This window comes from Croceicoccus sp. YJ47 (assembly GCF_016745095.1).
GTDB lineage: Bacteria > Pseudomonadota > Alphaproteobacteria > Sphingomonadales > Sphingomonadaceae > Croceicoccus.
Genome location: NZ_CP067087.1, coordinates 1 through 13,266 on the forward strand (window position 1 = coordinate 1; position 13,266 = coordinate 13,266).

The 13,266-nt window shown below is 63.3% G+C and carries 10 protein-coding genes and 2 pseudogenes; all 12 read right to left on the reverse strand.

Going from position 1 to position 13,266, the window contains the following annotated elements; all coding sequences use genetic code 11:
- Positions 1–1,394: 1,394 nt before the first annotated feature.
- Entirely contained in the window at positions 1,395–1,799 is a 405-nt protein-coding gene (locus JD971_RS00005; RefSeq protein WP_202085023.1) for a hypothetical protein, read from the reverse strand.
- A 477-nt stretch (positions 1,800–2,276) separates the two neighbouring features.
- Complete coding sequence (locus JD971_RS00010) at positions 2,277–2,435, reverse strand: hypothetical protein (protein ID WP_202085024.1); 159 nt, start codon at positions 2,433–2,435, stop codon at positions 2,277–2,279.
- A 157-nt stretch (positions 2,436–2,592) separates the two neighbouring features.
- Positions 2,593–2,730, reverse strand: coding sequence for a hypothetical protein (locus JD971_RS00015; RefSeq protein WP_202085026.1), 138 nt, complete (start codon positions 2,728–2,730; stop codon positions 2,593–2,595).
- 831 nt (positions 2,731–3,561) lie between these two features.
- A complete protein-coding gene (locus tag JD971_RS00020) occupies positions 3,562–4,233 on the reverse strand; it encodes a hypothetical protein (protein WP_202085028.1) in 672 nt (223 codons plus the stop codon).
- A gap of 106 nt (positions 4,234–4,339) precedes the next feature.
- Positions 4,340–4,552 carry a glycoside hydrolase family 3 C-terminal domain-containing protein gene (locus tag JD971_RS00025; RefSeq protein WP_236672411.1) on the reverse strand — a complete coding sequence of 71 codons (213 nt, stop codon included), beginning with the start codon at positions 4,550–4,552 and terminating at the stop codon, positions 4,340–4,342.
- Entirely contained in the window at positions 4,546–4,956 is a 411-nt protein-coding gene (locus JD971_RS00030; RefSeq protein WP_256435317.1) for a PA14 domain-containing protein, read from the reverse strand. Before JD971_RS00030 ends, JD971_RS00025 begins: the two co-directional genes overlap by 7 nt.
- A gap of 1,900 nt (positions 4,957–6,856) precedes the next feature.
- A pseudogene (locus JD971_RS16930) lies at positions 6,857–8,415 on the reverse strand (TonB-dependent receptor).
- A gap of 32 nt (positions 8,416–8,447) precedes the next feature.
- Positions 8,448–9,146, reverse strand: coding sequence for a TonB-dependent receptor plug domain-containing protein (locus JD971_RS16335; RefSeq protein ID WP_236672165.1), 699 nt, complete (start codon positions 9,144–9,146; stop codon positions 8,448–8,450).
- 99 nt (positions 9,147–9,245) lie between these two features.
- Complete coding sequence (locus JD971_RS00045) at positions 9,246–9,833, reverse strand: NADPH-dependent FMN reductase (protein ID WP_371809678.1); 588 nt, start codon at positions 9,831–9,833, stop codon at positions 9,246–9,248.
- Positions 9,833–10,237 carry an LLM class flavin-dependent oxidoreductase gene (locus JD971_RS16340; RefSeq protein ID WP_236672166.1) on the reverse strand — a complete coding sequence of 135 codons (405 nt, stop codon included), beginning with the start codon at positions 10,235–10,237 and terminating at the stop codon, positions 9,833–9,835. Before JD971_RS16340 ends, JD971_RS00045 begins: the two co-directional genes overlap by 1 nt.
- Before the next feature lie 258 nt (positions 10,238–10,495).
- The gene (locus JD971_RS16345) at positions 10,496–10,927 is read right to left on the reverse strand and encodes an LLM class flavin-dependent oxidoreductase (RefSeq protein WP_236672167.1); all 432 of its coding nucleotides are present in this window, start codon (positions 10,925–10,927) and stop codon (positions 10,496–10,498) included.
- Positions 10,928–11,532: 605 nt separating this feature from the next.
- Positions 11,533–13,060: pseudogene (locus tag JD971_RS00055) on the reverse strand (amino acid permease); the annotation flags it as partial.
- Positions 13,061–13,266 lie beyond the last annotated feature (206 nt).

Sequence of the window (13,266 nt, forward strand, 5' to 3'; positions counted from 1 at the left end):
CTCGTGGAGAAATACGCGCCATAGAGCATCCGCGCGCACAGATCGAACGCGCCTGGCACTGTCCCTGACCATTGATCTACCAGAGGTTGGCGGACCGCCCGACGGTGAGCACGCGGTCGGGCCAGCGCGAACGGATACTTCGCGCGCGGCCTGCTCCACCGGGTTCAGATCCCACGGAGGCAGGAACTGCCGTCGGGCAATTGCGGCAAACCTTTCCGCCGCGCCGGACACGCCGATGAATTCTCCACCTTGTCGTACCACGGGGGCGAGTTCGGCATAGCGCAACGGCCAAATGGTGCCATCTCCCGTCCCGCTTGTTCGGCGGCGAAATCGTAATCGGACCAGCGATAGCTCTGCCGCCCCCCAGTCAGCGAACGACCACCGAGGTTATAGCTTCGAACCAGTTGAAGTCCGTGGCCGCGCCCGTTTGATAGGGATTCTCCGCGGTCGTTCACGAAATGGTTTTCCGTGTATTCCAGAAATGCCGGTTCAGCATCTGCACCGATAGTCGCGCCCATTTCGGCATCGCCGCTTCCGAGACGGCATTTCCCACGGGTTTTTTATATCTCGGTGTCGTAGCCGGTCTGTGGATGTCGCGCGCCACGCCCGCTCCAGCATCAACACCTTCCAGGTCCCGCCTCGGTCAGCTCCTTTGCCGCCCAGCTAAATTCCCCAGAACGACGGTCGGAATTGCATGGCTTCACTCATCATCCAAACTCCTGCCGCGTCTCGCTCCAGCCGCGCCACGTATCGAGCCCATCGGGTGACCGGGATCGAACTGTCCGGGCACGAGCGCTCTTTGAACCGCCGCAGTTCCTCCGATCCTGTTGATCCTGCGATGTCAGCATATATCCGGTCAGGAATCAACCCCTTAACCCTTAACCCAGGATTGGCCAGGAGTGCGTATCGTTCCCTCGCCAAGGCTTCCGCCTCATCGAGCGAGTTCCGGTCAGGATGCGGATGTCGCGGCGTGCGGCGGACGAAATCGCCGTTCGCTTCGGCGGGCCAGCTCGTTTTCGAGCCAGCTCGCGACATAACGCAGGCTGCCAGCTGCGGCGACAAAGTGGCCCAAAGGCGGTTTCCGCGAGCGGCCCGGTTCGCGCGTCCCGTCAAGCGTGCGCAGCGCCATGACCCGAAATCGCCGGTTCGCGCGTCTATCGCCCGCCCGCCCGCCACCGCGCCGCCGAGTGCCGGCAATGGCCTTGAGACGATCATCATCGTGCGCTGACGCTCCAAAGCGCGTCCTTCTCATCAGGTCGGAGAATGAGACGGCGGCCACCGGAACCCGATCGCAAAGCGCGCGCTTAATGCAGCCGCCCCCGCCGAGAGAAGCGCGACGGTCCCAGCCCGTCTGCGCGTGTCAGCGTATCAGTCAATTCCCATGATCCGCTTGTTCAGGTCGCGATCCGTGCGCCGCCATGGCGGAAATCGTCGAACGCATGCTCGGTGACCCAGGATGATATGGTCGCGAGGGCGAAGGCACACCTACAGCAACGCATGCCGGATGTTTGAGCGCGCATTCCCATTCGAGCCGACTTATCGAAGTTCGTTCTCGCCATCTTGAGAAGATCGCCTTGAAATCGACCTGCCCGTCGCCAGGCATCGCCGACGAGGAGCGCCGCGCCGCAGGTGAGCCCAGCTTTGATAGCCGCCATAGAGACGGTCGGATTGAATTCGGCACGTCGTCGCCGCATTAACAACACTGCCGGATCCAACGCTCGCGTGAGGCTCGGTACGATCCCGGAATAGGTCGAGACTGCTGCACCACGAAATGGCTTCGGATTGAGGATGTTGCGCACGCACGGTAACACTTACCCGGTCGAGGAACATCTCAGAGCTTGATTCCTGTCGCTCGCCCGGATGGGATTTCAGGCGACGTTCGACACCGTTCTCGTCGGTCGAGAATGGGCGCCGGCCCCCGCCCGCGCTTAACGCGCAGCTCTTGCGAACGCATCCTCGACAAGAGGTAGGCGTGGCATGATGCGCTGGGTGGCCAGGGTGAGGCCACGCCAGCGCGCCAGGAAGAGGTCATAGCGAGTTGAGCTCCGACCACGCGGCAACTTTCTTGACCGATCGACCCATTATTCGCCACCGCCTTGCCTTGGGGTTGCCGCCAGGGTTGCACGCGCACGTGTTCGGCGGCAAAACTCCGCATATGGGCCGGATGCACGGCGACGAGCTCATGAAGATGCGTCGACACGGTGATCGACAGTGCTGCTTCACCGTGTGTGCCCGCGATCTCGTCGGCAATTAATCGCACTTTCACCTTGTCGAGGTCAGCCGGGTTCGAACGTGGGGATCTGCACCCCTTCGTAACCGTGGCAAGCCCATTCAAATGGTGCGTCGAGCGAATTGAACGGCGCTTCGTCGCCCGCGAACTGCGCGAGGAAGATCGCCACGGTCCACCTTGATCGTTTCGCGATGTCGTTGCCCATTTCAGTCCGTGAGTTTCGCCCTCAGCTCCGCGCGTCCGCGTTGGCGCCTCACGCAGGCTGTCGATGACCAGCAGCACTCTCGGTGCTCATCCGAGCGGCGAGGGGAGGCCTACTCGCCGCGCAGGATGGTCGCGTCGCGGTAGAGATTGGCGAAGGATCAGATAGCCTTCGGGATGTCCGCCGGAATCCGCGTCAGCCCGCCGTCTTCGGCGCCGAGCGTCGAGGTCGCGCCGCAACAGCTGCGGCGTCGTCCGTCGAGGCTTGTAAGAAACAGGACGCTGTTCGGCGTTTCCATGCCAGACCACGTTCCGCCCATCTCGTAACCCGCACGTAAACCGATGCGCAGGCCCGTTGAGCTCAAGCACCCGGATCTGGCTGAACGAGCGCCGCATATCCGCCTCAGCGAGGCAGAAGCAGAAGCACCGTCATCCAGCATCCGGCCCGGAACCACCGCGCCGAGATCAGGAAGAACCTCGGTGACCGACCGGCGAATTCGCGGCGAGGTTGAACGCAGGCACGCCAATATTATCGCCGATAAGCCCTATACTTCGCTTTTCGGGATCGACCCGCCACTCCGGCTCGCTTTCCGGTCGCCTCCGGCCATGCCACCGGATATTCGACGACAAACCTCTCCTCCCAGGCGCCGAGCCGAGCGAGAGCTGCAGGCGATCGCATCGCTGCATCTTTGCCGTGACCAGCGATAACCGCCGCTGGTAGGTAGAAGGTCAGGCCAGCAGGGCAGCCCGCATCGCGCACGGTCTCGGCCAGTTCGCGCCTCTGTTAACGTGGCGGTCATCGGCTTGTCGCTCGCGAGCCGAAGCGTATCTTGCAGCGCCGCAGCGCGCGCGGAGGGAAGAGAGTTGGGATTGGGCGTCACGATCGACACTGAAATCGATACCGTCGTCGCGCCGCACCGGCGGCAAGCATGGTTCAAGATCGGGATAGCCGCGCCGGCGTGCCGATTTTGCCGGCGGCGGCCTCGCGGCTGCGACCCGTCCGTCGCTCGAAAAGCGGTCGGCGTAGGCGAACTCGATCTGCGCGGTCGAGCTTCCGCGACGCGATACGATACGGTGAGACAGGCTGGGCGATGAAGGCGCTCGCCCGCCACCATACCAGTGCGGGCGTGTCACTGGAAATGCTCTCCTATTTTTTTTGTAAGACAGTTCTGGCCCCATTTGAATGGGCAATGGCAACCCTGCCGTGCGCGGGGGCCATGGGTTGCGGCCTTTACGCCCGGTATCGCGGTTCGCCGTCGCGGCTCCTGCAGATCCCATGGGAAGCCGCAGGCTTCGCGCCCCCATGTCCGTCTGATCAGCGTCCCGGCGGCAATGCGCTGATCGCCGAGCGTGAGCGAAATGCCGTCAGTAGTGCTGTGACGCGCCACGCGAACCTTGCATTCGCCCTCGGGTAGCGCCAGCCATCGTCCTGCCACGATGCGAAGGCACGGCGCGTCAGCGGCACGGTCACCCCGCCCCCCCTCACCGGGGTCGAGCATGATCTTGGCAAGTCGACCAATGCGGTTTCGGTGCATCCTCAGACTTGGACCACCTCGCTGCCCGCGCGGTCGTGCGTGTTGGACAGACGCAGCGAGCCCGCCATCCTCCGCCCGCGCATCGTGCCAGTCGAAGCGGGCATAGCCCTGCCCTGCGCCGAGCGTACTGCGCGCCCGCTTGCCCGCGCCGATGATGCCGCGATAGCCGACCCGCGTGCCGTCGTCATAGGCGAGCTTGCCATCCGCATCCGGCTGGAGTGCAGGCGCGGGGTAATCCGCCTCGTTCTGCGCGATGGAGACGGGCATGCGACCGCCCGGCTCGACATATATCGTAGGTGAAACCGCGGCGATCGCATCGGCGAACCCTTCGCCCGGATACCATACTGCAGAGATGGGCCGCGGCCCCGTCTTCCTAGCTTGCATCATAGGCATGGCCGACATTGGCGATGACCACCGTGCGCGGATTGGCCGCCGACACCCGCTCGATCAACCGGAGCTGCAACTCGGGCAGCAGCGTATCCTTGCGATCCTTGCTCTCGACGGAGCTGTCGGAGGTTTCGCCCACGAACAGGAAGACGGTATCGGCCCGCGCCGCGGCATGGCAATCCTCCGCCTCGCTCAGCATTTGCTCCACGCTGCCCGGTTCACGCGGACACCGTACCAAAGCCCGTGGACGCGCGCGGCCTCGAACGGGAATTCGACGACGATCTCGACCGACTGTCCCTTTGTCAGGGTGACCGAGGTGCTCTCGCTGTCCCCGGATTTCAGCACGCCCATCGTGTCGCCCGGCGGCGTTTCGGTGGTCGCGACGATTTCCTCGCCATCGACGAACATGCGGGCCTTGCCCGTCGCGCCGAGGTGGAACGCGTGCGCCCCGTCCTTCGCCGCGCGATAGATACCCGATGCGCGGATCGACCCGCCATTGGCGAAATCGGCCTGATCGTGCATGCTGGTGAACCAGACCAGCGAATTGGTATCGCGCGTTTCCCGCGTCATCGGCGTGCCGCTGCAATCAGGGCGACGCGAAATATTCGAGCGTCATCGTCGGCCGTGCAGCCATCGCCGAGATCCTGCGCCGGGCTGACCGACATGAACGGCAGGCGCGGCGCCGAGATCGACATGGGGCGAACAGGACGGTAGCGTCCTTTTTCATACCGCGCACGGACCAAATGTCTGCTCGGGCGTGGGAAGATCGGGCCGGACCGAAATCTTGGCAAAGGTGCCGCCCTGGAAACAGGGGGCGTACACCGCATTCGGGCCGATGATCGCGACGGTCCCGGCTTTCGCGGGTCGAGCGGGAGAATATCCCCTCTCGTTCCTGAGCAGGACGAAACCAGCCGCCGCCGCCTCGGCGAGAAGGCTACGCGCCTCGGCATCGGTATAGGGAGCGGTGATTTTGCCCCCGTCGCATTTTTTTCGCGATGACCGGTGGAACACGCGCGGCGGCATCGTCGACGCGCGATTGCGGCACGTCGCCTGCCCCGGCCACGGCCTCCGCCGCCTTCGGACCGAGAAAGCGGAACGGCCCCCGGCATCTCCAGATCGAGACCGGCATTGAGCGTCGGCGCGGTCGAATGCGTGCCGAACCAGTCCGACATGATCGCGCCGCGATAATCCCAGTCGCCCTTCACGATCTCGGTCATGACGTGATACTGTTCCGCGCAATAATCGCCGTTCACCCGGTTATAGGCGGCAAGCATCCAGAAACAGCCCGCATCGGCGGCATATCTGAACGCGGGAGGAGGTGGTGAATTTCGCCGGCGCAAGGTGTCTTCATCGGCACGAATATGAATATCATCGACGGTCATCGCGCGCGGCTCGCTGTCGCCGCAGACCAGATGCTTGGGCAACGGATGGTGCCGCCCCGGTGCCGATGCAAACCGCGATCATCATCCGCCAGTGCCGGTCAACGGAATCCTCGGAGAAATATCAACGCCCTTCCCCCGCCCGCAAGCCGCGCGGGCACGGTTGATGTAGTGGGGCGAAACACGGCGGCACATACCGTATCATCGACCGACTCGACCGCTTCGACCGCTTCCGCCCGCCAACCGGGTACGGCGGACAACAAAGCGACACAGGTCACTCCGCGCGCGCGGTAGCTGCCTAGGGGGGCAATACGCCGCTCGTCGTCGACCCGCGCGGCGTGCCCATCGCCCATAGGGCTCGCTCGAAGAAGGACCATCTGACCGTTATTTCGCGCAGTGAGTACGCCGCTAGTTTCACCCCGATCAGCGCGGCAAGACCGAGCGGCTCAGTCGCCGCCGAGTTTCATTTCTTCGAAGTTTCAGATCCAGTTGTGTCCGCCGCACAAGTTACGAACGTCTTCGAAATGCAGTAAATTTGAGCGCCCGGATCAACCGCCGGAATTCGCAGCCGGTCCAGGTCGGTCGACGTCTGACCGTCCACCATCGAAGTTGCGAGGCCGCCGTCGTTCCACCGAAAGTTGGGAGGTTCAGACCGCCCATTTCGCGCATGCGTGTCGAGGACGGCATATTGGCATATTCGGAGACGCAATCAGTGGATGAGCGGGCCGGTTGCATCAGGGTCACTCACCCGCAACCGCTTTCATTCCGGCAAACCGTTCTTAGGAATGGAAGAGCGCACGTACCGCTCGATCGCCATCGTTCATCCTCCCTGCGCGCCGTGTGAAACGGCCTTCGCGCTGTGTGCCGCGCCGAGAACACTACGTGCACCGCGCATGCCACCATTCTTAATTAGAATTGGCATTCTATATAAAATTGGCGCGCGGTCAAGCTGGCTGCCGTTCGCCGTCCGGGGACGCCGGGCAATCAACAGCGTGCCGCCGCGCCCCGAACGCAGACGCGCGCCCTCCATGAAGGAGCGCGCGCGTTGCAATCTTACGAGGGATCGAAACGGCGCCGATTGCCCTCAAAATGCCGCCTGCCCGCAGACAGGCGACTTTTTGCGATCAGAATTCGACGCCGACCCGCACGCCATAGGTGCGCGGTGCACCAAAGGTGAGGTTGAAATTGTCGTCAGGCGAAACGAACGAGGCATAGGCGAGCGGCTGCTCGTCTTCCAGATTGCGCACGAAACCCTGAATGCTCCACAGCTCGCTGTCGGGCTGATACTTCAGGCTGAGATCGGTCTGCGTGAAGGCGTCCTGCTTGCTCGACCGGTAATTGAAGATGTCGAGGAAATAGGCGCTCTTGAAGCGGGAGAACGCGCTGGCCGTAACAGTGCCCGACGTGCCCAGATCGAAGATGTGATCGTAGCCCAGCGTGATCGTCACGTCCGGCGATTGCGGCAGGGTGTTCCCGGCCAAATTGGGCGGCGAGACGCCCGGACCGGGGTCGAGATCGGCAAGACCGTTATTGGCCGGATTGACCGTGTCCAGGACCGCGTAGGATGCAAGCAGCTCGTCATATTGTGCGTTCAGATAGGCGAACGACGCGCTGAAGAAATCGCGCGGGCTAAGCTCGAAGCTGCCTTCGACCTCGACGCCCCAGATGGTTGCGGCACCGGCATTGAAAATCCGCTGACCCACGCTCGGATCGAGAAGGACGGCGGTCTGCAGATCCTTGTAGTCGTAGTAGAAGCCAGCGGCATTGATGGTATGTTCGCCGACCGGACCGAGGCCGAGCTTCGCACCGGCTTCGTAGGCGGTGTTGGTTTCCGGTGCATACTGCCCGACGCTGTCGAAGCCGCCAAATTGTAGCCGGTCGAAACCTTCGCATAGAGCAGCGTGTCGAGGTTCGGCTTGTAGTTCACGCCCGCCAGCCAGGTCAGCTTCTCGTTGTCCTGCTTCAGGTCGATGATCGACGGCGGCGGACCTTCGGGAGCAACAGGCCCGGTGTTGAAACGGAAACCGTAATTGCCGTAAACGCCGTCGCGCCGGTCGATGGTGTAGCGCAGGCCGCCAACGACGGTGACCTGATCGGTCACGGCATATTCGGCCTGTCCGAAACCGGCGTAGCTCTTCGACGTGGCGTCACGGGTGAACGAGTTGATGAAGCTGCCGTTGGGCGCGATGAACGGGCTGAACAGACCGCGAGCCAGGCTCAGCTCTTCCCTGTAGAAGAACACGCCGCCCTGATAGGTCAGTGCGCCGGTTTCGCCGCCCACGCGCAATTCGTGGCTCTGCGTTTCGGTCCGGTTGCCGAATTCGAAAAAGACGTAGTTCGGCAGCGAAAGATCGGCATCCTGATCCGTCCGGCGATACCCGCCAAGATAGGTCAGCGTCGCACCGCCAAGGTCATATTCGACCTTCGCGCGCGCGGCGTAGCTGTCCTGCTTATTCTCAGTGAGCGGGATCTGCGGGAGCGGGCCGTCGTAGTTGGACCGATCACCGAACGCGTCCTGAACCTCGGTGCGCGTGGGGATGCACTGCCCGCCGGGGATCAGCGGGGCGGCATCTTCGAAACCGTTCTGCGAACAATCGGCCCCCGGCCCGTTGCCCGGTGCGTTGAAATCGTAGGACGCGAAGGTCGCCACGATGTTTTCATTGCGGACATACTCGCCCGACACGTCGATGGTGAGACGGTCGGTGGGCAAGATGCTCAACGTGGCGCGCGCACCCAGATTGCGAGTACCGTACCGCTGCGGACGCGGTCATTGCCCGCCGCGGCGCGGTTCGGGTGGAAGAAATAGCCGTCACGCTTGTTGTAAAGACCCGAGACGCGCAGCCCGGCAATCTCGCCGAGCGGAAGATCGACGCCGCCCTCGACCTTCACATGGTTGTAGTTGCCATAGGTGGCGTTGATGTCGGCGCCGAATTCGGTCCCCGCCTTGCGCGTAATGAAATTGATCGCGCCGCCGGTCGCGTTGCGGCCATAAAGCGTGCCCTGCGGGCCGCGCAGGACCTCGATCCGCTCGATATCGAACAGGGCGAGGTTCAGGACGTTGGGACGGTTGATGTATTCGCCGTCGATGTTGATCGCGACCGACTGATCCTGCGCTTCGTCGTTCGAATTGGTGCCGACGCCGCGGACCGCGACGCGTGTGTTGTTCGCGTCCTGCGTAATGTTGAGGACGGGCGCAATGCGGGTGAGATCCTGAAAATCGGTGATGCCCGCATCCTCGATCGCGTCGTCGCCGAAGACGTCGATCGCGATGGGAACATCCTGCACATTCTGAGAGCGATTCTGCGCCGTCACGATGATCACATTGGCGTCAACGGCGGGGTCGGACTCGGCACCAGGGATCGCATCCTGAGCCAGTGCCGGGCTTGCCACAGCAAACAGCGCACAGCCGCTCATGAGGGTACGATTGACCCGTGAAATTCGCATTAATACTCTCCCAGAAACAACCGCCACCGGCGGGTAATCAAAGATTAGAATCGGCCTTCTAGTTATAGTTTACGGATTGTCAATCCATCCGGCTGAGGCCGACGCAACCAATGGCGAGTTGCTTGGCCATGGCGTCGAATTGCGCGGCAATCTGCGGGTCGCGGACGCTTCCGTCCTCGGCGAAAGGCTTCTGTTCGATCGAATTGATCGCGATGCCCATCGGCGTCGGCCAGCCCCGCATCGCGTGGATGATCCCCGCAGCGCGGCGAGCGTCACCCCGCCTGCCTGCCAGCCCGCCGCGGACACGAGCAGCCCGACGGGGCGCCCGTCGAAATAGGGCCGCTCGTCCTCCCGCAGATCCTCGAGCAGGTCGATCGCGTTCTTGATCAGGCCGGAAACGCCGCCGTGATAGCTTGGCGAGGCGATGACGATGCCGTCGGCCCGCCGGACCGCCTCGACCAGTTCCTTTTCCCCCTCGGTCCGTTCGGGCTGATAAGGATCGAAATGGGGCAGCGCGGCAAGGCGTTCGCCCCCGAACAGTTCGACATGCGCCCCGTGCGAGGCGCAGATGTCGAGCACCGAACTCACGAGGAGTTCGGTGCTCGAACGGGGGCGCTGCGTTCCGCCGATGCCGACGATACGCGGCTGCCGGGCCATTATTTCAGCTCCGGCATGACACGCGTCGACAACAGGTCGAGCGTCTGGTTGCCGAGGCGCAGCTTCTCCTCCGTCAGCGGGCCGGTCAGCGTTCCGCAAAGGATGTTGCCGATGCCGAGCTCGCGATAGGGGCGCAGATGCTCCACCACGGTTTCGGGCGAGCCATACAGACACCACGTCCCGATCCAGTCCTCGGTCAGGGCGTTGGGCGTGCTTTCGGTCTTCTTGTTCGCCTCGTCGCTTTCGGCACGCGCGTTGAATTCCGCCTCGCGTTCGATCGCGTCCTGATAGGCGCGCAGGATAACCTCGAGTTCCTCGCGGGCCTGCTCGTCCGTTTCGGCGACGTGGACGCACTGATACGTGGGTGGTCCAGCCCAGCGCACGGTTGATCGTCGCCTCGTCATGGCCCGAAGAGGTCAGGATATCCTTGTAGGCGTTGAAATATTTGTGGACATGCTTGAACGGTTCGGTGCCGCCGATCTGCGGGGGCGTGAACGCCGGGATGAACGCGGGCCAGCCGTTTTCGCCGGCGCGGCGCGTGCTCGCCTCCTTCATGGCGACGGGCATCAGCGGGGCGTGCCCCTTGGTATAGGCGATCGGCGCGATGCGTTGCAGCACGCGGCCACGGTGCGGACCGTTTTCGAATTCGATCGCCGGGTCGTTCATCTCCTTGGCCCAGAGCTGCTCGGCAATTTCGAGATTGCGATCGGAGACGTCCTTCGATCGGCATAATTCACGCCGAGACCGATCATCTCCTCCGGGGTGGTACCGCTCCCGACACCGACCAGCAGCTTCCCGTCGGTAAGCTGATCGAGGATATTGATACGCTCGGCCAGGCGGACGGGGTGATGGAGGGGCACGGACACGACCGAGAAACCGAAATGCATGTCCGGCATCTGCGCGGCGAGATAGGCAGCAAAGATGAAGCTGTCGCTCGCGATCGGCATATAGCCATTGAAATGGTGATCAGGCATGAAAATCGCGTCGAAGCCGCAGTCGCGGGCCTTCAATGCGTGCTTTTCCAGATCCTTGATAAGCTTTCGGTCGTCTTCAGGCCGCATCGCGCGCGCATTCAGAAATACGGAGAACCGCATGCTCCCATCCTTTCCCTTTAAATTATAACGGCTCCATCAACTCGAATTAGAATTGAGGTTCTTATTCCTTTGATGCTTTTGTTGCGCATGTCAACCCGGCTTCCCGGTTCCGGTGCGGAGAAAATTTCATGGTCCGCCGGAACCCGGCATGGGGCGCAGGGGTGCCGCCAGCGCGCAGCCGAAATCGAGCTCGTGCCTGAAGCAAGGAGCAGCCGCTCCACCGCTTCGCCTGTGCGCGGGCGGGCGATGCGCAAGCCTGATCTGCTGACATCGGCGAGAGCGTCGGCTGCCGATTTGCCTTCAAGGCCGGGGAATCAGGATCGGGGAATTGCGCGCATTGGCGATCTAGGATGAGCCGCACATCCTTCCCTCACCGGTACAACCGGGCGGGCGCCGCGAGAGTGCCGCGCGGACTATCGCAACGTTATGGCAGAGCCGTGCACGCTGCACGCTATGGTTGCGGCGACGCAAGGCGTAGTCAGGTCGCTAAGGGCCTGCGCCCCGCTCAACGATCCGAAGCGAACGGCGGCGCGCCGAACGCCGCCCCCATGCTTACGATTCGCCCCTTCGTCCGCGCCGGGAAGATGCGGGGCCATATCGGCATATTCGGGTTCATGCGCCTCGATCACGCCGCGGTAGACCGCACTGCGCCTGCGGCTGTACCCGAAATACAGGACCAGCCCGATCACCGACCACACCGGCAGAACGAGCATGGCCTCCGACGGAAGATTGATGAACAGGAACGCACAGCCCGCGATCGTCGCCGGACCGATGAGCCAGAGCGCAAGGCACGCGGAAATGCCGTTGCCGATCGGGATCGCTGCGGCGCAGCATCATGACCGCCACCGCCACCATCAAAAACGCGTAGAGCGTGCCCGCGTTGGCAATATCGGCAAGCGCGCCAACCGGGAAAATGCGGAGCCGACAGCGACGATGACGCCGGTAATCGCCGTCACGACATAGGGCGTGTTCCAGCGCGGATGTACCTTGGACAAGACCTCGGGCAGCAATCCGTCACGGCTCATCACGAAGAAGATGCGCGTCTGCGCAAACAGCAGCACGAGGATCACCGACGGCAGCGCGAGGAACGCGGCAATACCCAGCATGTTGCCCACGCCCGAAAACCCGATCTGGCGCAGCACATGGGCGAGCGCCTCGTCCGAACAGACCAGCGCGGCGGCGTGTTGCGGCAGGGCGCATTGACGGGCAAGCTCCTCGGACCCTGCGGGGAACGGGATGCCGCCCGGCCCCATGATCGGCTGTCCGCCGATGGTGCCGATCGCGCCCGCGGCCACCAGGATGTAGAACACGGTACAGAACAGCAGCGACCCGACCAGCCCGATCGGTACGTTGCGCTGCGGATTGCGGGTTTCCTCCGCCGCGGTGGAGACGGCATCGAACCCGACATAGGCGAAGAAGATTGTCGCCGCCGCACCGACCGCGCCGACGCCCGAACCGCCCGGCCCCAACAACCCCGCCGGCAGGAACGGATTGAACCGGTCGACATTGAATTCGGGGCTGGTGAACGTAAGCGCGATGAAAATCGTGAGCGCCGTCACCTTGATCGCGACCAGCACGGCATTGACGCGCGCGCTCGCTCGTGCCGAGCATCAGCAGACCCGTGATCAGAAGCGCGATGAACATGGCGGGCAGGTTGATGAAGCCCCCCGGCTCCCCGCCCAGCGCCAGCGGCCCCGCCGCCAGCCATTGCGGCAGCTGTATCCCGAAAAACTCGTTCAGGATCGTCCCGCTGAAATAGCCGGACCACCCGACCGACACCGCCGATGCGGCAATCGCATATTCGAGGATCAGCGCCCACCCCACCGTCCAGGCCAGCAATTCGCCCACCGTCGCATAGGAATAGGTGTAGGCCGATCCCGCAACCGGGATCATCGCGGCAATTTCGGCATAGCAGAGCGCGGCAACCACGCAGACCAGCCCGGCAATCACGAACGCCAGCATCAGGCCCGGCCCCGCTTTTTGCGCGCCGGCGGTGAGCACGAAAATGCCCGTGCCGATGATACAGCCGATCCCGAACAGCATGAGCTGTATCGGGCCGAGCGTGCGTTTTAACGATTTCTTCTGAGCCGTCGCGAGAATAGCGTCGAGCGGCTTTACCCTGTCGAATAGCATCGGGCCTTGAACTCCCAGGCCCGCAGCGAAACATCTCCGCCCTGCCAGCCTGCACCGCGCCTGTTTACCCGGTTTTCGAACCGCGACAATCGCAAAAACGCACCGCGCACGCTTCGCCCGAAATGACGGCGCGCGCCCCCTGCGGGCGCGGCAACGCGGGCGCAACGCCCCCTGCCCTGCACGAAATCTGCACGACATGGGCACAG